The following is a 20,539-nucleotide window of genomic DNA, read 5'->3' as shown; positions in this document are numbered from 1 at the left end:
TTAATCGGAAATCCGTGTTACTTGTGTAATGTTCGGCAGTGAAGTCAACTCGTTTATCACCGCTTCATCTATCGGTTGATCAACCTCGATGGTCATCAAAGCCATTTGACCTTTTTCTTTCCGGGAAACATCCATATGCCCGATGTTCAGTTGATGCTTGGCAATGACATTGGAGACAGATGCAATCGCTCCGAACCGGTCATCATGGACGACAAGTATGGCGGGATGATGGCCAGAGAGTTTAAGTTCAAAGCCGTTAAGTTCAATGATTTCCACTTTCCCTCCACCAATCGAAATACCGACCAATTCGATTTCACCTTGATCATCCCCCATGCGGATGCGGGCTGTATTCGGATGATCCGTAATGGCATCTTCTTCTTGAAATTTGATCTTTATCCCTTTTTTCTTAGCTACATTGATTGATTCGATAATCCGTTCATCATATGTATCATAATCAAGGATTCCGCCTACAATGGCTACGTCTGTTCCATGGCCCTTATATGTTTTTGCAAACGATCCATAAAAGGAGATCGTCGCCCATTTGGGTTCCCGGCGAAACAGGTTTCTCGCTATCCTTCCTATTCTGGCAGCACCAGCCGTATGAGAACTGGATGGCCCAATCATCACAGGACCGATAATATCAAATACACTTTTGTATTTCATGACTTTTCCCCCTTACCTAACATCCGATTCATACTACCATTCTAACATAATTGAAGGGGACAAACTCCTTTTAGAGCTGCCCCCTTCCTTTAATCCTTATTCAACTGAGAATATATAGGAGTAAAGTGGTTGTTTACCATTATGAACTTCCACTTCTACATCTTCATAGTGTTGTTCCACATACTCTCTGAGTGACTCAACATCCTCTTCGGTCACATCTTCACCGTATAGAATCGTCAAGATCTCAGAGTCAGCATCAAGCATAGTCTCCAACAGAGTTTGAGCAGACTTTTGACGGTCGGAATCCGAAACGACAATCTTGCCTTCTTCAATTCCCATAAAGTCATCTTTTGAAATCGAAACGCCATCGATGGACGTATCTCTCACAGCAAATGTGACTTGACCCGTTTTCACCTGTTTAGACGCCTCGGTCATCAACTGCTTATTGTCTTCAACAGAAGCTGATGGATTAAAGGCAAGTAACGCAGCCATTCCCTGCGGTACGGTCTTCGTCGGGACAACGGCTACTTCCATTTCAAGAACCTCAGCCGCTTGTTCGGCAGCCATGATGATGTTCTTGTTATTCGGCATGATGATGACTTTCTTCGCATTCACTTCTTCTACAGCTTTCACGATATCCTCCGTACTCGGATTCATCGTCTGACCGCCTTCGATCACAGAAGTTGCGCCGATGCTCTTAAATAATTCGGCAATCCCTTCACCCATTGATACAGTCACGATGGCAAAGTCGACTTCCTTGGCCTGAGTCGGAGCTTCTGCTACAGCAGGCTTGGATTCTCCTACAATGCTACTGTGCTGCTGTCTCATGTTTTCAATTTTAATATTGATGAGACTTCCGTATTGATGTCCATATGTCAATACATCCCCCGGCTGTTCGGAGTGGATATGTACTTTGGCTAATTCATCGTCACTGATGACAAGCAGGGAATCACCGAACTTGCTTAAATCCTGGCGAAAGTCTTCTTCTACAAATGACTGTTTATCATTTTCGAATCGGACCATGAATTCTGTACAATATCCAAATTCAATATCTTCTGTACTCATGAAATCCTGTGCCGCCTTATGATGCTCTGCACTCACAAGATCATTCATGGATGGCAGTGAAGCCTGATCGGAAACCTTTTCCCCTTTTAGTTCAGCAAGGAAACCTTCATAAACGAACAGAAGTCCCTGACCCCCACTATCGACTACTCCCACTTCCTTCAATACAGGAAGTAAATCAGGTGTACGATTCAATGAAGCCTGCGCTTCGTCGACAATTGCCTGCATAAGCTTTACGAAATCACTTTCAGTCTCAGCTACAGAAACACCTTTTCTCGCAGCATCTTTCGCAACCGTTAGAATCGTTCCTTCCACAGGTTTCATAACCGCTTTATAAGCCGTTTCCACCCCTGTTTGAAGTGCATTGGCAAACTCTGCACTCGTTAAGGATTCTTTCCCTTCAATCGCCTTACCAAAGCCTCTGAACAATTGGGATAAGATAACACCTGAGTTACCTCTTGCCCCCATCAACAAGCCTTTTGAAAGGGCAGTAGCCACATTTCCAATATGATCTTGAATATGGTTTTGAACTTCCTTTGCACCGGAAGTCATTGATAAATTCATATTTGTTCCAGTATCACCATCAGGAACAGGAAAAACGTTCAGCGCGTCAACCAGCTGCGCATTGGCAGATAATTTGGTGGCACCTTGTATCACCATCTGGGCAAAACGTTTTCCTTCCAAAGATGTAATCGACACGAATCTTCCTCCTCACTACGGGTTCGTGACACGAACCCCCTGCACAAAAATATTTACTGAATCTACCGCCAAGCCGACGGTCTTATCAAGAGTATATTTAACCTTGGATTGTACATTATGGGCAATCTCAGAAATTTTTGTACCATAACTCACAATAATATACATATCAATATGTACTTCCTCTTCATCTTGACGAACGATCACTCCGCGAGTGAAATTTTCTTTACGTAAGATATCTGTGAAACCGTCTTTAATTTGGTTCTTTGAAGCCATTCCAACAATTCCGTAGCAATCCACCGCTGCACCTCCAGCAATCATTGCAATGACATCATTCGTAATATCAATTTGTCCGTACTGCGTTTTCAATTCGATGGACATGGAATGTTTTCCCCCTTTAATTACATGCTTGGCTAAAAACATTTTACTATAAGTATACTGTTTTTGAAAGCTAAACTATTATCACAAGCGTCATTTGTTGGGTTTACCCTCTATATTTTCCTTATTATTCAAAGATTAATCATCGGCTTACATAAGGATCTTTACAAGAAATGCCTTTTAATGAAAAAAGGCGCCTAGATTAGGCGCCTTCCCATTTTAAGTATTATACGCGTTCTACTTTACCAGATTTCAACGCTCTTGCAGAAACCCATACTTTCTTAGGCTTTCCGTCCACAAGAATTCGAACTTTTTGCAGGTTTGCACCCCAAGTACGCTTGTTCGCATTCATTGCGTGAGAGCGAGCGTTACCTGAGCTAGCTTTACGGCCTGTTACTACGCATTGTTTTGCCATAATATATTCCCTCCTCACTAACAAGAAGCTGAAGTTAATTTCAGTTCCACATTTCGCTTATTATCATAAAGATACTTTAATAATTTATCACACAACTTTCCATAATGCAATACTACAATTAAAACCTTTCAAGAAAAAATACTTTACACCCAGAAAAGCGGAGGCGGCTTGCCCAGAGGCGACAAGCATAAGATGAATTGACCGGAAAGGCGTTCTTTGCCTTTTTGGTCAATTTAACTTATGACCTCGAGCCTCTAGCCGCCGGAGCTGGACATCGCAGAGAAGCGGAGGCTCCTAGCTAATAAAAAAAGAAGATGGCACCGACGCCATCCCCAACAACCCATTTATTCTTTTTTAAACGTTCCTAACATCGCCCTCACAAGTCCACCCAAGAATTTCGGTAATTTAATTGTATAAAAGCGCATTTAAAGTCCCTCCCCACAATCTAAAGAACGTAATGTTTCGCTTGACAACAGTTCAGTCTATTCAAGCAGTTTCAGTTAAGTACATCTTCTTTTCTGCCTGGTCACGAGAAGCTTTCATCACTGCTTCTTATCACCATTAATATGCCATTTGAAAAGGAAAAAGTACCAGATGATTGTATAAGTTCATTACTAATACATAGTGTGGATCCTCTTGAAATATTCCGATTTTTTAATGGATATTTAAAGCCGGTGAGGGTGATCCCATCGACATTTTCGGTGACTGGAACAAAGGAAATATACTGTAATTCCGGGCTTTTTTCAACGTTATGCTCCCCGGGTTCGGCAAGGGATAATCGATTTTGCACGTCGATCATTTCCACTTTGATGCGGGCTTCTAAAAGTTTCGGTGTCATTAATAACTGCAGGTTACCCATGAAGTGATCAAGCCTTCCCCCGGTGGCACCGAAGATGGAAATTTTATCGGGTTTCTGATCGATCGCCCAGTTCAGGGCAAGCTCGAGGTCGGTCTCGTCCTTTTCCGGCTGATAGCGATTGACTTCCCGGACTTTTTCCTGGATCAGCTCCCACTCTTCCGTGTTCACTGAATCAAAATCCCCGAATGCAATGGACGGTTCGATCTTCTGCTCCAATAAAGTGTAAACGCCACGGTCTACGCCAACCCAGTTGACTTCATCATTACTATATTTGTTCAATGCCGGTATGTATCGATCCGGTCCGCCGGCAACGATATTGATTTCCATTTCCTCCACTCCCATTTTATAAAAATAGGCTGACCCTATAGGATCAGCCTTCGTCTCTTATACGAGAGATTTCTTCAACTCTTCGATTGCTGCCCCTCGGTCACTCTTATTGTAGATGGCAGATCCAGCTACAAATACGTCTGCACCCGCTTCGGCACAAACGGCAGCCGTTTCAGGATTGATGCCACCGTCCACTTCGATTTCGAGTGAAGGATTGACTTCATTTGCCCATTCACGGATCTGCTTGATTTTCGGTACGACCGACGGGATGAATGATTGCCCGCCAAATCCCGGGTTCACGGTCATCAAGAGGACCATATCGACATCTTGCAAGACAGGTCTGAGCGATTCTGCCGGAGTACCTGGATTCAGGACGACACCCGCCTTGACTCCTTTGCTTTTGATCATTTGGATCGTTCTATGCAGATGGGGGTCTGCTTCTACATGGACGGTAATATAGTCAGCCCCTGCATCAGCAAATGCTCCGATGTATTGACTCGGGTTTTCAATCATGAGATGTACGTCCAACGGCAACGTTGTTAGTGGACGGATCGCTTTTACAATCATCGGCCCGAGCGTAATATTCGGTACGAAGTGACCATCCATGACGTCTACATGGATATAGTCCGCTCCCCCTTTTTCAACATCTTTAATTTCATTGCCCAGCTCTGCAAAATTGGCTGAAAGAATGGATGGTGCGATTTTCATATTTAGTACCTCGGCTTTCTTTCTTTTATTTCTTTATGGAAAGTCAAATAGTGATCGTAGCGGTAATCAGGGATCGTTCCCGCTTCAACGGCGGATTTTACGGCACATTTTGGTTCATTGATATGAAGGCAGCCCCTGAATTTACATTCTTCGGCTACCTCGACCATTTCCGGAAAGCATTGCGGCAGTTCTTCTATTTCAAGCTCTGAAAACTCCAGTGAACTGAATCCCGGGGTATCTGCGACCAGCCCATCCTTTATATCAATGAGTTCGACATGGCGGGTCGTATGTTTCCCCCGGCCCAAGTGGGAAGAAATCATGGCCGTCTTCAGCTCCAGATCGGGGTTCAATGCATTTAAAAGGGACGACTTCCCCACTCCGGACTGACCGGCAAACACCGAAATTTTATCTTTCAAATACGGAGTCAGCTCTTCAAGGCCATGTTCTGTTTTGGAAGACGTCATCAAAACTTCATATCCAAAAGAGCGGTACTCACTCACATATTGTTCGATTTTTTCTGCTTCTTCCGATGTCACTAAGTCCATTTTGGTCACGCAGATAAGCGGTTCGATTTCTTTACTCTCCACCAATACAAGAAAACGATCCAGGAGCGCAGGACTGAAATCCGGTTCACTGGCTGAAAAGACCAAAATCGCCTGATCGACGTTTGCGATCGGTGGGCGTACCAATTCATTCTTCCGATCCAAGACCTTCAGAATGTACCCATCCGTTTTGTTCTCTGCTTGAAATTCGACATAATCACCAACAAGGGGCGTGATTTTATTTTTACGGAAATTGCCCCGGCCCCTGCATTGCGTCACACTGCCTTCTGAGAGCACATAGTAAAATCCACTTAATGCTTTTACGATTTTTCCTTCAGGCATTCGAAACCTCCTATTCCATACGTTTATCTAAATAATTCCGTTATCTTCATTATGTATCATTCCCATTATAAAGGAAAACAAGAGGACTGTCCCGTAGGTTCTTGTAAAAACCCGGGTACAGCCCCTTGGCAAGTGAATGTTATTTTTCCTCAGGTTACTCGACAGTACCTCTCTTATACTCTTCACCGTCGACTAAAATAAGATATTCCCCTTTTGTTCCTTCTTCTAACGTAAAGGTCATTGTAATGGTCGTATCCTCATAAATTCCTTGGACTTGGTCAGCATCACTATCGTCAAGATTACTGTCCTTATCGTCGATGAATATCTCCACGGATTGAGGTTTTCCTTCTTGTCCCTTATAAGGGATGGTTACGTCTTCGGTAACCTCCTTAGTCGGTACTTCCTTTGGCGGTTCAGGACCCTTAGACATAATCACATAAACCGTATCCCCTTTTGTGATAGGGGTACTTGCCACCGGCTTATGGGAAATCACCTTGCCCTCTTCTACTTCTGAAGAGAATTTTTCACTTTGTACAATGATGTTTATCCCTTTTGATGCTTCATATTTATCGAGTGCAGTTTGATCGAACCCTTCCAAACTGTCAAGATCAAAGGATTCCCGCCCCTTACTGACCGTAAAGGTTATCGTCGTCTCCTCAGCCACGACTTCGTCCCCAGGTGATGGTTCCTGATCCGTGATCGTCCCCTGGGCCTCGTCCTCATCAAACTCTTCTTTTTTCTCTACAGTGAATCCCTTTTCTTCCAAATCAGCAGACACTTCTTCAAAATCTTTCCCGACATAATCATCGACTTCCACTTTTTCTTTACCAGTACTGACATAGATATCGACAGCCGATCCTTCATTTGCCATTCGTCCTGATTTTGGATTGGTCTTGATCACATATTCTTCGGGAATTTCTTCATCGGGTACCTTCTTGGTTTCACCAACCACAAAACCAGCCGAGATGATCGTCGAAATCGCTTCGGTTTGATCCATTTCAGAAACGTCCGGTACTTCTATCTCTTTCGGTCCCAATAAACCAGGTACCATCGTAACAGCAGCGACCCCTAAGAGGATCAATAAAAAGAATAAACCAATGATCACCATCGGCCACTTCTTCTTACTTTTACCCTTAGGCGGTTTTGTTTTATCTTTTTTACCCTTCTTCCCCTGTTTAAGGGGAGGGGTCGGCTTCGTTTGCACGTCGTCTGTCTGATGATGGACAATCGTATCATCTAAATTCGAGTACGCCTTTTGATCCGTTATGACAGGGATCGCTTTTGTCGCTTCATCATCGAGAGGAACGGCGAATTTAGGTTCGTTCATGCGATCGGCATCAAGGGCCGTCGACAAGTCTTCATCCATTTCTTCCAGGCTTTCGTAACGTCTGAAAGGATCCTTTGCCGTTGCTTTCAGTACGATATTTTCCACGCTTTGTGGAATGTCAGGGTTCCACCTTTTCAAGGAAGGTGTTTCCGATTGCAGATGCTTTAAGGCAATCGAAACAGCCGACTCCCCCGAGAAAGGCAATCTGCCCGTCAACAATTCGAACATGACGATCCCAAGAGAATAGATGTCCGATTTCTTTGTGGCCATCCCGCCTCTCGCCTGCTCAGGAGAAAGGTAGTGTACCGACCCTAGAACCGAATTGGTCTGTGTGATCGAGGTGGCACTGAGTGCCATCGCGATCCCGAAATCGGTTATTTTCACATTTCCTTCTTCATCAAGAAGGATATTATGAGGCTTGATGTCCCGGTGCACGATATGATTCTGATGAGCATGAGACATGGCGATTGTCAGTTGCTTCATGATATCGATCGCCTTGTCGACATTGACAGGCGAGTGTTGCTGTATGTATTGCTTTAGCGTCATGCCATGAACATATTCCATGACGATATAATAGAGATCATCCTCTTCTCCTACATCATAAATGCTCACAATATTAGGGTGGGCAAGACTAGTAGCAGATTGGGCTTCCCGTTGGAATCGTTTAATGAATTCCTCTTCATTGGCAAAGTCGATCCGGAGCATTTTAATGGCCACTTCACGATCAAGAATCACATCGTGAGCTAAATAAACGTTGGCCATTCCCCCTCCACCAATGAGTTTAATAATTCTGTAACGCCCACTGATGCGCTTACCTTCCATCATGTTATCACCCGCTTTCCGTTTCAGCGGCAAACTCGACAATCACTACGGTAATATTATCTTCACCGCCATATTCATTGGCTAAATGAACGAGCGACTCCCCTTTATTTTCCAGGGAGTGGTCCCGGGCCAATACCTCTTTCATTTCTTTTTCAGAGACTTTATTTGAAAGGCCGTCTGAACATAGAAGAATGACATCTTCCTCTTCGAACATGATCGTTTTAATATCCATCGTAATTGAAGCTTCCGTACCGATCGCTCTTAAAATGACATTTTTTCTCGGATGATGCTCTGCATCTTCCTTTGAAATTTCACCGCTTCTCACCAATTCATTGACAAGCGTATGGTCTTCCGTCAATTGATGAAATCCGTTTTCATTCAGGATGTACCCTCTGCTGTCACCGATATTGACTATGGTTGCAAATAAAGAAGTACAGATGGCTCCGACGAGAGTCGTACCCATCCCTTCGCATTCGGAATTGGATTGAGAATAAGTATATACTTCTTTGTTTACTTCGTTAATAGTTGATTTTAACCAATTTTCTGCTTCATCAGCGGTGTGAAATTTCTCGGTTTTCTCCCATAAGTCCTTTAAGATGGAAATGGTAAGTTCACTGGCAACGTCCCCTGCTCTGTGGCCGCCCATCCCATCTGCTACAACAGCTAAATGATCTCCATGCTGATTCACGAATACACCGGCACTATCTTCATTCAGCTGCCGCACTTTCCCTTTGTCCGTAAAATAAACCGTCTTCACTTAGGTCACCTCTTCTCTTCTTCTGCACCTGTTTCAAGTAGTTCCTTCTACACATTCCATACTAAAAGGTCTGTTGTACTTTTACGACTTCTACAACGGATTTTCCTGCTTTACTTTCAACATTTGATGAATATCGACTCAATCCTTTTTCAGGAAACACGAAATATAGAATCCGTCCCCTCCGAAATCCTGTGGGAAAATTTGCATTTGGTTCCCGTCAATGAACGGTCTCACTGTTTCCGGCAGTTGATCGAGTTGATGAAACTCAAAGTCAGGGTGATCATTCAGAAAGGCCGAAACGGTTCCTTCGTTTTCGTTGCGGTCGACCGTACATGTGCTATAAACCAGTAATCCACCTTTTTTCAGCAAGGGTGCAACGGCCGAGAGGATATCGAGCTGGATCTTTTGAAGGGATTGAAGATCTGCCTCTTTCTTTGCATATTTAATATCCGGTTTTCTCCTGAGAACACCTAAACCTGAACATGGTGCATCGACCAGTATCCGATCGAAACTTCCCTTTTCAAATTTCTCTCCTGCTTTCCTGCTATCAAGGGCAGCGGTGTGTACATTGAAAAGACCGAGCCGGGAAGCGTTCTCGTCGATTAATTTGACTTTATGCTTATGGAGATCCAAGGCATGGACTTCGCCGGTTCCGGAGAGTTTCTCTGCGATATGCGTCGTTTTCCCTCCAGGTGCTGCACACGCATCCAGCACTTTCATCCCTTTTTCAAGCTTTAAAGCATAAGAAACAAGCATCGAGCTTTCATCCTGTATCGTACATAACCCATTGCGGTATGCATCTGTTTTCGCAAGATTCCCCCGCAGAGACTGGACTGCTTCCGGTACGATGGAACTTCCCTTCACTTCATTTCCGCTGTCCGCCAATTGCTGTAAGAGCTCTTCACGGCTGACCCTGGTGGTATTCACACGGGCCGTTTGGTTTGGAGCGATCAAGTTGGTTTCGCACATTTCTTTCGTCTTGTCTAAACCAAATTGTTCTGTCCATCTCTTGACCAGCCAGTATGGATGACTTGTTTCGATGGCGACCCTTTCGACCGGGTCCTTGATGGAATCAAGAGTCGGAAGGCCTTTCCTCTGTACAGACCTTAATACCCCATTGACTAATCCTGAGATTCCCTTATGTCCTCTTTTTTTAGCGATTTCGACTGCTTCATAGAATACGGCGCGATCCGGTATCCGGTCTAAGTAGACCAGCTGATAAAGGGATAATCGTAACAATTGACGAACCCAATCATCCAGCTTCCCCTTGATGAATGGGGCTAAATAGAAATCCAGCGTCATTTTGCGTTGAATGGTCCCGTATGTCAATTCCGTCAATAAACCGATATCCTTACCCGGCAGTTCGTTTTTTTCGATCACTGAATGAAGCAGTAAATTGCTGTATGATTGATTTTTCTCCACTGCCTCGATGACATCGAGTGCTGCTTCCCGTACGGTTTTATTTCGTTTACTCATGTTCTTCTCCTAACATCAGACCAGCTTCTAAATGTGAGCCCGCTCCCCGAAGGTAGTCCTTTGCACTCATCCTTTTCTTGCCGGAAGGCTGTAAATCGGTGATTTTGATCCCTGTTGAATTGCCCGTGGACACCACGAAACCATCCTCTTCAATCCCGATGATTTTCCCGGGTGATGACGGGGGCAAGTTCACTTTCTCTCCCCACCATACTTTCATGACCGAGCCGTCCAATGTGGTATACGCTACCGGCCACGGATGGAGTCCCCTGATATGATTGTAGATTTCTTCCCCGTCACGCGTCCAGTCTATCTTCTCTTGTTCACGCTTGATATTCCGTGCGAATGTAGCTTTTGAATCATCCTGTTTTACGGGGGAGATTTCCCCTTTCAGTAATGGAGGGATGGTGTCGATCAGTAATTTAGCACCTGCTGCACTCAGTTTGTCGTGAAGTGTACCTACATGATCTCGCTCTTCGATCTCCACTTCCACTTGGCTGATGATATCCCCAGCGTCCAGCTTTTCCACCATGTACATAATGGTGATGCCTGTTTTCTCTTTTCCCTGGAGAATGGAATAATGGATTGGCGCGCCTCCACGGAGTTCAGGTAGCAGGGAAGCATGAACATTGATGCATCCATGTTTAGGTGCCTCAAGCAGAGCGTTCGGAAGAATCTGTCCGAAAGCAGCCGTCACGATAAGATCCGGTTTTAAATCCAGGACCTGGTTTAGCTCATCTTCATTCTTTATCTTCTCGGGCTGGTAGACCGGGATGCCGTGCTTTTCAGCGGCCACTTTGACAGGTGGTGGCGTGAGGATCCTTTTCCTTCCGACGGGGCGATCCGGTTGTGTCACAACGGCGATCACATCATATTTTTCATCTATTAGAGATTGGAGAACAGGAACCGAGAAATCGGGTGTTCCCATAAAGATCACTTTCGTCATTAAGCTTCATACCCTTCTAATTCTTCTTCTGTAATATACTTTTCTACTTTTGTTGTAAATAAAATGCCGTGCAGGTGATCGATTTCATGCTGGATGGCCCTGGCCAGAAAATCCTGGGCTTGAAATTCAACCGTTCTTCCTTTACGGTCCTGTGTTCTAACCCTGATCGAGTATGGGCGTGTCACTTCTCCATAGAGGCCCGGGAAGCTGAGGCATCCTTCGAGGTCGGTTTGAGAACCTTCTGACTCGATGATTTCAGGATTGATCAGTTCGATCGTCCCTGAGTCATCGCCGATGTCGACGATCGCTACCTGAAGATCGATGCCCACTTGAGGGGCTGCGAGCCCGACTCCGTCCGCCTCGATCATGGTATCATACATATTTACTAGTAATTTCTTTAACTTTTTATCAAAATCCGTTACCTTCTCACATTCTTTTTCGAGAATGGCATCCGGATGCATGACGATTGGAAGTATTGCCATAACTGTCCTCCATTTTTCTATATGAATAGTGTTACATCATCATATAAGGGTTCACATCTATGGAGATGGTTAACCCCTGTGATGCATATTGCTGCTGAAATTGATCCAGTACTGTTTTCAACGTACTAGCAAGATTTGGTTCACGCTTGTATTTTATCAAACATTGATAGCGGTATCTATTCTTGATCCTGGGAATGGGCGATGCAACCGGCCCAAGGATGATCGTTGTATCGGATAGCTTTGAACGGATGAAAGCCGTCATTTTCTCTGAAATATCCACAACCTTCATTAGATCTTCATGACTTAATGTGATCAGCGTGATGAAGTAAAAAGGAGGATAGGAACCCATTTTTCTCATCATCATTTCCTGCTGATAGAAACGATTATAATCATGATTGGATGCTAATTCGATCGAGTAGTGCTCAGGTGTGTACGTTTGTATGACCACTTCCCCCGGCAGCGTATGCCTGCCAGCCCTTCCACTTACTTGAGTCAATAATTGGAACGTCTTTTCCGTTGCCCTGAAATCAGGCAGATGGAGCATCGTATCCGCACTGAGTACACCTACCAGGGTGATATTCGGAAAGTCCAGGCCCTTTGCGATCATTTGCGTACCGAGCAGGATATCTGCCTTACCTTCCCCGAAAGCCGTTAACAGTTTTTCATGTGAGCCTTTCCGGGTTGTGGTATCGACATCCATACGTATGATCCTTGCATCTGGGAGGAGCTTCGTCAATTCCTCCTCAACCTTCTGTGTACCTGTCCCAAAATAACGGATATGCTCACTTGTGCATTCAGGACAAGTGGATGGGACCCCTTCTTCATACCCGCAATAATGGCATTTCATCCCATTGGAAAATCGATGATAGGTCAAGGAGATATCGCAATTGGGGCATTGCAGGACAAAGCCGCAATCTCTGCACATGATGAACGATGAGTGCCCCCTGCGATTTAGAAAGAGGACGGTTTGCTCTCCCTTTTCAAGCCTGCCTTGGAGCTTTTCGAACAGGTTTGTTGAAAACATGGAACGGTTTCCCTTCCTGAGTTCCTCTCTCATATCCACGATATCTACAGATGGAAGCGGCCCGTCATTCATCCGTTTATCAAGCGTCAAAAGTCCGTACACCCCTTTTGAAGACCTGGCGAAGGATTCCAGGGAAGGCGTCGCACTGCCTAAGATCACCGGGCATTGATGAAATTCCCCTCGATAGATGGCAACGTCCCGTGCGTGATAACGTGGATTTTCCTCTTGTTTGTAGCTGGTTTCATGCTCTTCATCGATGATGATGATCCCGATATTTTCAAAAGGGGCAAAAACGGCAGAGCGCGCTCCGACCACCACTTTCACTTCCTTGCGCTGAATCTTTCTCCACTCATCATATTTTTCCCCGACTGATAATCCACTGTGAAGGACGGCGACATCGTCACCAAACCTTCCTTTAAAGCGGTGTACCATCTGAGGGGTAAGGGAAATCTCTGGGACTAGCACGATTGCTTCTTTCCCTTCCTCGAGTACCCGTTGGATGGATTGCAGATAAATCTCTGTCTTCCCGCTCCCTGTAACACCGTAAAGGAGAAATGTGTGATGCTTCTCTTGATCGATGGTACTCAAAATGGGACCGATCGCCTCTTCCTGTTGGGAAGTCAATGAGAGGGGGAATGTCTTCTCAAATGTTCTATTTTCGAAAGGATCACGGTACATTTCCACGTTTTTCTCAACAAGGATCCCTTTATGGACTAAAGACTTTACGGTACTTGAAGTCGTGGACATCACTTCCGTCAGGGTGGATGCGAGTATTCCATCACCACCAGGAGCCGCATCCATCATATATTCGATGATTTGTTTTTGCTTACTGGCCTGGGGAGGCAACCCATCTTTCACTTCATCCACTTGATCGATTGGTACGTTCAGATAAAGCTTTCGTACTGTTTTCTTATTCCCTTTGGCTTTCACCCTGTAGATGACTTCGACAGAGCCTTTTTTCACCTCTTTATGTACGAGGGGGAGCATGCCGCTTTCTTCGATTGCATTCCAGGAGACCTCTTTTCCATCCTTGAAAAAGCGTTGGAGGGAGAGATGAAGTTCCCCCGGATTCCTGCCTTCTTCCAGTCGAAGGAATTTTTCATACTTCGCTTTCATGGCTGCTGGAAGCATCGCTTGAAAGGCGGAAATTTTAAAGCAGAGGGTCTTCTCGGTCAACCAGCTCCCGAGTGCAAGTAACTCTTTATTCAGGACGGGTACGAGATCCATCGGCTCGACGATCGATTTGAGTTTCGAGACTTCCCCTTTTTCCTTTAATTCAATGACAAAGCCTTGGATTTTCCTCGGACCAAAAGGCACGACGACCCTCATACCGGGAACGATGCTGCCCTTCCATTCATCCGGGATACTGTAATCATACGTTCGATCCGTCTGCATGGCAGGAACGTCGACAATGACGCTAGCTACGTTCATGTGAGGAACCCTTCTTCATATGCCGGATGGCTTCTTTATAGATTTCTTTGGCTACCTCAAACTTTGATAATAAAGGCAGCTCGCGAGCGTCTCCCCCGCTCGTGACAATCGATACCTTATTTGTATCTGTTCCGAACCCGGCTCCCGTTTCTTTCACATTATTTGCGACGATCATATCTGCCCGCTTTTTCACAAGCTTCGCCTTGGCATATGCTTCGACGTTTGTCGTCTCGGCAGCAAACCCTATGAGGTATTGGTGAGTTTTCCTTTCACCAAGGCTCATTAAAATATCCTTTGTACGCTCAAATTCGATCACTAGATTTCCATCTTTTTTCTTTAACTTATCTTCAAATATTTCTTTAGGGCGGTAATCGGCGACTGCTGCACTCTTTACGACGATATCTGCAGATGGAAATAGATCATGCACCCTATGATACATTTCTTCAGCAGTCGTCACGGAGACAAATTCAACACCTGCTGGAATCGGTAACACAGAAGGTCCGGAGATCAAAACGACATCAGCTCCAAGGGAAACAGCCGCTTCAGCAAGGGCGTATCCCATCTTTCCGGTTGAACGATTGGAAAAGAATCGCACAGGATCCACCATCTCCCTCGTCGGACCGGCCGTGATCACTACTTTTCTCCCCTCAAGGAGCTTTTTATCACTGTCGCGTTCCTGGAAAAAACGATCAACCAGCTCCACTACCTTCTCTGGTTCTTCCAATCTTCCCTTGCCGATATACCCACAGGCTAAATACCCTTCACTTGGTTCGACAAATTGATAACCGAACCCAAAAAGGGTTTCAATATTCCTTTTCACTGCTGGATGATCATACATATGTACATTCATGGCCGGGGCGATCCACACCTGTGCCGTCGTTGCAAGAATCGTCGTTGTAATCATGTCATCTGCAATCCCATTTGCAAGCTTCCCGATGATGTTTGCCGTGGCAGGTGCCACCAGTACGAGGTCAGCCCAATCCGCCAAGTCGATATGAGCAATTTTTGATGAATCTTTTTCATCAAAGGTGTCCCAATACACATCTTGGCGGGATAGGGCCTGAAAGGTGAGAGGGGCCACAAATTTGCGTGCCGACTCCGTCATGATCACCTTCACTTCAGCACCGCCCTGCACCAGCTTGCTGGTCAAGGCTGCCGCTTTGTATACAGCTATTCCGCCAGATACACATAATAGTATTCTTTTCCCCTGCATCATTCTACTTTCCCCCATTATTCTTTATCCTTCTTATATTATGAAGGATATTGATAGAAAAAGAAAATAGGGTTGTCCCGAAAGATGATGAAATCTTCCGAGTCAACCCCTGGAGTTATTCAATAAGATCCGCCGGCCTATTCATCAGAATAAACGGCTTTGGCATCTCTTTCTTTCATAGATAGCTGACCGGCATGAATTTCTTCAAGGGCCTTACCTACGAATTTATGAGAATCATAACGGTTCAAACGGTAATCCCCCGTATCTTGCAGGTTTCTTGCACGCTTAGCCGCAATACTGACTAACGAATATTTAGAATCAATCTTCTTCATTAATGAATCAATGGATGGGTTTAACATTTATTCAGCCTCCAGCATATTTAAGTATCGTTGTTGCACTCGTTCCCGTTTGCAGTGTTCTGCCTGAACGATGGATTTAATCTTATCTACCGCATGTTCAATCTGGTCATTTTCAACAATGTAATCGTATAAATTCATCATTTCGATTTCTTTTCTTGCGGTATTCATCCTGCCCCTGATCAAATCATCTGTCTCAGTGCCTCTTGTCACAAGGCGGTTCTGAAGTTCAGAAAGACTTGGGGGTGCCAGGAAGATAAATAAACCTTCGGGGAATTTATCCCTGACCTGTTGTGCACCTTGTACCTCGATTTCAAGAAAGACATCTCTTCCTGCATCCAGGGTTTCCCGGACATAATCTACAGGGGTTCCATAATAGTTCCCTACAAACTCTGCATACTCCAACAGTTTCCCCTGGTCGATCAGCACTTCGAAATCCTCTCTTGATTTAAAGAAATAATCTACACCATCCACTTCTCCTTCACGGGGTTTCCGCGTAGTCATGGAGATGGAATATTCAAACCTTGTATCTTCCTGGGAAAAAATCGCTTTACGAACTGTTCCTTTCCCTACACCTGATGGTCCGGAAAGAACGATCAGCAATCCTTTTTCTTTCATTTATTTACCCTGCCCTTCTTCTACTAAATCCTCTTTATCTGTCAAACGATGAGCAACGGTTTCGGGTTGAACAGCTGAAAGAATAACGTGGTCGCTATCCGTAATGATGACCGCTCTTGTTCTTCTTCCGTATGTAGCATCAACGAGTGTTCCCCGGTCCCTTGCATCTTGTATCAAGCGTTTGATCGGGGCTGATTCCGGACTTACGATTGAAATGATCCGGTTGGCTGAAACGATATTTCCAAAACCTATATTGATGAGCTTGATCGACATAACGCTCCTCCTAATCAATAGTTTAGTTTCGCCTGAATGATAGGAAACTAAACTTCTTATTCTACATTTTGCACTTGTTCCCTCAGCTTCTCAAGTGTTGATTTCAGTTCCACTACAATGGTTGCGATGAGGGAATCATTTGCTTTCGACCCAATCGTATTCACTTCCCTGTTCATTTCCTGGATCATGAAATCCAGTTTCCTGCCTACAGGACCACAATCGATTAATGTGGAGTGAAAGTACTGAATATGACTTTTAAGTCTTGTCAATTCTTCCGTTATGTCAGACTTATCGGCAAAGATGGCCACTTCCGTAAGCAAACGGCTTTCATCGAAAGAGGTTTCGTTGTATTCGGAAATTCTCTTTCTTAGTCGTTCTCTATATTGATTGACCACTTCCGGAGCATGACTGGACAGTTCAATGATATTCTTTTCAAACTGACTAAGATGGATGAGAAAATCTTTCTTGAGAAGTTCCCCTTCTTTCTCCCTCATCACTTTAAGGTCCAGCGCTGCTTCATCCACAGCTTTTAAAACCAGATTCTCAAGCTCTTCATTTTCTTCCTCCATCTCTTCGATCATGATGAATTCTTCTCTGTTCAGGAGATGGGATAATTGCACTTCATCTTTTAATGAAAAGGTTTCTTTCACTTCATTTACTAACTGATAATAATCTTGAATGAGCTTCCAGTCAATATGAAGATTTTTATGCACAAGGCCGTCCCCTGTGATGGTAATGAAAATATCAACTTTTCCTCTTTTTACATGGTGGGATACTTGCTTTTTGATTTTATCCTCTAGCTTCATTAATTGTCGCGGCATTCTTATGTAACATTCACTGAATCTGTGATTCACGGATTTCATTTCAACCGTTACAGTATGTTGTTCAGAGTCTGATTTGCTTCTTCCAAAGCCTGTCATACTGACAACCATTACGATCACATCCAATCCTTTGACGGTATTCGTATGTAAGATAACCGAATTCACTATCATCTCGTGCTGATAGATTGAGAAGGGAAGCCCTCACTTATGTACAACATATCGCTTTATATAAAAAAGGTAATAGAGGATTTTCTCTATTACCTTTTGGATTATACCACATTTCACTGTTTTTTTCTTGCAAAAAATGACCCTGCCAGTAAAAAGGTTGGAACGGAGCTTAAACCAATGATCAAGAGCCAATCTTTCAATACGATCGGTACTGTATGGAAGATCGGTTGCAGGGAAGGGATATAGATGACTAAGAGCATTAATATGAGTGAAGATAATACGGCAAAAACGAGATACATGTTCCCGAACGGATTTCTTGAAAACACCGATACTTCACTTCGGCAGTCGAACACATGGATCAGTTGTGCCATGACCAAAGTGGCGAACGCGACGGTTTGGGCATACGCCAGGTGATCTGGATGGGTCTTATACGATAGCATGAACGCAAGCAGCGTCGCCCCGCCGATCAAGAATCCCCTGGATACCACTTTCCACCCGAGCCCCCTTGCAAACACACCTTCTTTTGGATGTCTCGGTTTTCTTCTCATGACATCATCTTCCGGCTTATCAAGACCCAGTGCCATGGCAGGGAGGCCATCCGTCACCAGGTTCACCCACAAAATCTGAATCGGTACCAATGGAAGCGGGAGCGCCAGAATCATGGCAAACAACATGACGAGAATTTCACCTACGTTCGAAGCTAACAGATACCGTATGAATTTGCGGATATTTTCATAGATGTTCCTTCCTTCCTGTATGGCTGATTTAATCGTAGCGAAGTTATCATCCAACAGGACTAGCGAAGAAGATTCCTTTGATACATCCGTGCCTGTAATCCCCATGGCGACTCCAATATCAGAGGATTTTATGGCAGGGGCATCATTGACCCCATCCCCTGTCATCGCCACGACATGCCCCCTGTTTTGCAGGGCTTTGACGATTTTTAGCTTATGCTCAGGTGATACCCGGGCAAACACTGACACTTCATCTACTATTTCTTCCAGTTCATGCACTTCCATTGCGTTTAATTCTTTCCCATCCATGACGCGATCTTTATTTTTCAAGATGCCGAGCTGTTTGGCAATGGCTTTCGCCGTCAGAACATGGTCCCCGGTGATCATGACCGTCTTGATCCCTGCAGCACGACACTCTTTCACCGCCTGCTTCACTTCAGGTCTCGGAGGGTCGATCATTCCTTGTAAACCGATGAAGGTAACCCCTTCTTCCACGTCCTCTTCCACTAACGCTTCAACAGCACGTTCCTTGATCGGTTTATACGCAATCGCAATGTTTCGTAAAGCGTTGGATGACATCTCACTGATGGCCCCTTCTACTTTTTCAGTGACCTCAGGTGATTTCGGTTGAAGCCTTCCCTCCCACAGGATCGATTCGCTTTTCCCGACCAATACATCAGGAGCACCTTTCGTTACAGAAAAGTGCTTTCCATTCTGGTCGACCACGATGATACTCATCATCTTCCTTGTGGAATCAAAAGGGAACTCTTTGACAATCGTGAATTTTTTCTGCAATGATTCCCTGGAAAGCCCTGCCTTTAATCCTGCTACAAGAAGAGCCCCTTCAGTGGGGTCACCATCGACGATAAAGGTTTTATCACGGGTTACAAGCTCTGCATGATTGCACAGCATCCCGAAAGTCAGCAGCTGCTGGAGTGCATTCTCACTGTGAGGCGTCACCCGTTTTTCCCCGGTATAAAATTGGCCGTCTGGTTCATATCCGGTGCCGGTGACGGTCCACGTCCTTCCTCCACTCCACAGATGGGTGACCGTCATCTTATTCTGGGTCAAGGTTCCGGTTTTATCAGAACAAATCACCGATGCACAGCCTAATGTTTCCACTGCCGGCAACTTTCGGACGATGGCTTTCTTCTTGATCATCCTTTGAACACCTAGGGAAAGGGCAACCGTCACAATGGCAGGCAACCCTTCAGGTATGGCTGCTACGGCCAATGAAACCCCGGCTAAGAACATCGTATACATATCATGGCCCTGGATCACGCCGATTCCTACAACCAATCCTGTCAGTACAAGAGCAACCGTAATGAGGATCTTTCCTAACTCTTCCAGTCTTCTCTGAAGAGGAGTGGTCATGGTTTCTGCGTTTTGGATCATATCGGCGATTTGCCCCATTGCCGTTTTCATACCGATCGAAGTCACGACACCAATTCCATTTCCCCTCGTGACCATCGTTCCCATAAATGCCATGTTCTCCAAGTCCCCGAGACTCATATTTTCTCCATTTACAGGGTTTGTGGATTTGGTGACGGGTAAAGACTCCCCGGTCAGGGCGGATTCTTCTATTTCAAGATTATTGGCTTCAATGAGACGAACATCCGCCCCGATCCGGTCTCCACTTGCAAAGCGGATGACATCCCCAATGATGACATCCTTCGAAACGATTTTTACCCACTTACCGTCCCTTAACACTGAAACCTGGGGTGCAGAGAGCTCCTTTAAAGCCTGAAGCGACCTCTCGGCTTTCCGCTCTTGGAAAAAGCCTAAAAAGCCGTTAATGAACACAATGGCAATAATGGCGATGGCATCGATGTATTCACCGAGTAAACCTGAAATGAGCGTGGCTGCCAATAACACAAGAACCATAAAGTCCTTGAACTGACTGAAAAACAACAATAAAGCTGACTGCTTCTCAGCTTCTTCTAATTGATTGTACCCAAATTGTTTCCGTCTGATTGCAACCTCTTCTGTTGAAAGCCCTTCTTGATAATTGGTATTTAACGACTGCTCTATGTCCTCTTGTCTCATCTCATGAAATTTCATGCAACCATGTCACTCTCCTCCTACGATACGAAAAGTTGTCC

Annotated in this window: 20 protein-coding genes; all 20 read right to left on the bottom strand. The window is 44.8% G+C overall.

From position 1 onward, the window contains the following. The 20 genes from sdaAB to P8596_RS09760 all read right to left on the bottom strand — a co-directional run bounded on the left by sdaAB (nt 1) and on the right by P8596_RS09760 (nt 20,498). Nucleotides 1–663, bottom strand: coding sequence for an L-serine ammonia-lyase, iron-sulfur-dependent subunit beta (sdaAB, locus tag P8596_RS09855; RefSeq protein ID WP_079531476.1), 663 nt, complete (start codon nt 661–663; stop codon nt 1–3). Between the two features lie 96 nt (nt 664–759). Next, nucleotides 760–2,424 carry a DAK2 domain-containing protein gene (locus P8596_RS09850; RefSeq protein ID WP_224520289.1) on the bottom strand — a complete coding sequence of 555 codons (1,665 nt, stop codon included), beginning with the start codon at nt 2,422–2,424 and terminating at the stop codon, nt 760–762. A 15-nt stretch (nt 2,425–2,439) separates the two neighbouring features. Then, nucleotides 2,440–2,802, bottom strand: a complete 363-nt coding sequence (locus tag P8596_RS09845) for an Asp23/Gls24 family envelope stress response protein (protein ID WP_034755738.1) — start codon at nt 2,800–2,802, stop codon at nt 2,440–2,442. Between the two features lie 223 nt (nt 2,803–3,025). Further along, nucleotides 3,026–3,214 carry a 50S ribosomal protein L28 gene (rpmB, locus tag P8596_RS09840; protein ID WP_034755741.1) on the bottom strand — a complete coding sequence of 63 codons (189 nt, stop codon included), beginning with the start codon at nt 3,212–3,214 and terminating at the stop codon, nt 3,026–3,028. A 344-nt stretch (nt 3,215–3,558) separates the two neighbouring features. Beyond that, nucleotides 3,559–3,639, bottom strand: coding sequence for a stage V sporulation protein SpoVM (spoVM, locus tag P8596_RS09835; RefSeq protein WP_032088878.1), 81 nt, complete (start codon nt 3,637–3,639; stop codon nt 3,559–3,561). Between the two features lie 101 nt (nt 3,640–3,740). Continuing rightward, nucleotides 3,741–4,400: a thiamine diphosphokinase gene (locus P8596_RS09830; protein WP_279726727.1), complete on the bottom strand. Its 660-nt coding sequence runs from the start codon at nt 4,398–4,400 to the stop codon at nt 3,741–3,743. Between the two features lie 57 nt (nt 4,401–4,457). Then, a complete protein-coding gene (rpe, locus tag P8596_RS09825; protein ID WP_224520291.1) occupies nt 4,458–5,108 on the bottom strand; it encodes a ribulose-phosphate 3-epimerase in 651 nt (216 codons plus the stop codon). Nucleotides 5,109–5,110: 2 nt separating this feature from the next. Next, nucleotides 5,111–5,992 carry a ribosome small subunit-dependent GTPase A gene (gene rsgA, locus P8596_RS09820; protein WP_224520292.1) on the bottom strand — a complete coding sequence of 294 codons (882 nt, stop codon included), beginning with the start codon at nt 5,990–5,992 and terminating at the stop codon, nt 5,111–5,113. A gap of 154 nt (nt 5,993–6,146) precedes the next feature. Continuing rightward, nucleotides 6,147–8,144 (bottom strand): Stk1 family PASTA domain-containing Ser/Thr kinase, encoded by a 1,998-nt coding sequence (pknB, locus tag P8596_RS09815; RefSeq protein WP_279726726.1) that lies wholly within the window; start codon nt 8,142–8,144, stop codon nt 6,147–6,149. Between the two features lie 4 nt (nt 8,145–8,148). Beyond that, nucleotides 8,149–8,898: a Stp1/IreP family PP2C-type Ser/Thr phosphatase gene (locus P8596_RS09810; RefSeq protein WP_034755754.1), complete on the bottom strand. Its 750-nt coding sequence runs from the start codon at nt 8,896–8,898 to the stop codon at nt 8,149–8,151. A 138-nt stretch (nt 8,899–9,036) separates the two neighbouring features. Continuing rightward, complete coding sequence (rsmB, locus tag P8596_RS09805) at nt 9,037–10,374, bottom strand: 16S rRNA (cytosine(967)-C(5))-methyltransferase RsmB (RefSeq protein ID WP_279726725.1); 1,338 nt, start codon at nt 10,372–10,374, stop codon at nt 9,037–9,039. After that, nucleotides 10,367–11,317, bottom strand: coding sequence for a methionyl-tRNA formyltransferase (gene fmt, locus P8596_RS09800; RefSeq protein ID WP_279726724.1), 951 nt, complete (start codon nt 11,315–11,317; stop codon nt 10,367–10,369). Before fmt ends, rsmB begins: the two co-directional genes overlap by 8 nt. Continuing rightward, nucleotides 11,317–11,799, bottom strand: a complete 483-nt coding sequence (def, locus tag P8596_RS09795) for a peptide deformylase (protein WP_034755763.1) — start codon at nt 11,797–11,799, stop codon at nt 11,317–11,319. Before def ends, fmt begins: the two co-directional genes overlap by 1 nt. Nucleotides 11,800–11,830: 31 nt before the next feature. Continuing rightward, the gene (priA, locus tag P8596_RS09790) at nt 11,831–14,254 is read right to left on the bottom strand and encodes a primosomal protein N' (protein ID WP_279726723.1); all 2,424 of its coding nucleotides are present in this window, start codon (nt 14,252–14,254) and stop codon (nt 11,831–11,833) included. After that, nucleotides 14,241–15,470: a bifunctional phosphopantothenoylcysteine decarboxylase/phosphopantothenate--cysteine ligase CoaBC gene (gene coaBC / locus P8596_RS09785; RefSeq protein ID WP_034755768.1), complete on the bottom strand. Its 1,230-nt coding sequence runs from the start codon at nt 15,468–15,470 to the stop codon at nt 14,241–14,243. Before coaBC ends, priA begins: the two co-directional genes overlap by 14 nt. Nucleotides 15,471–15,604: 134 nt before the next feature. Then, entirely contained in the window at nt 15,605–15,826 is a 222-nt protein-coding gene (gene rpoZ, locus P8596_RS09780) for a DNA-directed RNA polymerase subunit omega (protein WP_034755771.1), read from the bottom strand. After that, nucleotides 15,827–16,441 carry a guanylate kinase gene (gene gmk, locus P8596_RS09775; protein WP_279726722.1) on the bottom strand — a complete coding sequence of 205 codons (615 nt, stop codon included), beginning with the start codon at nt 16,439–16,441 and terminating at the stop codon, nt 15,827–15,829. Next, on the bottom strand, nt 16,442–16,714 hold the full coding sequence (remA, locus tag P8596_RS09770; protein ID WP_034755776.1) for an extracellular matrix/biofilm regulator RemA: 273 nt from the start codon (nt 16,712–16,714) through the stop codon (nt 16,442–16,444). Between the two features lie 56 nt (nt 16,715–16,770). After that, a complete protein-coding gene (locus tag P8596_RS09765; RefSeq protein WP_159363244.1) occupies nt 16,771–17,646 on the bottom strand; it encodes a YicC/YloC family endoribonuclease in 876 nt (291 codons plus the stop codon). A gap of 170 nt (nt 17,647–17,816) precedes the next feature. Continuing rightward, complete coding sequence (locus tag P8596_RS09760; RefSeq protein ID WP_224520297.1) at nt 17,817–20,498, bottom strand: calcium-translocating P-type ATPase, SERCA-type; 2,682 nt, start codon at nt 20,496–20,498, stop codon at nt 17,817–17,819. Between the last annotated feature and the right edge of the window lie 41 nt (nt 20,499–20,539).

This window comes from Rossellomorea sp. DA94 (assembly GCF_029834455.1).
Lineage (GTDB): Bacteria > Bacillota > Bacilli > Bacillales > Bacillaceae_B > Rossellomorea > Rossellomorea vietnamensis.
This window is presented reverse-complemented; position numbering and strand designations above follow the sequence as displayed.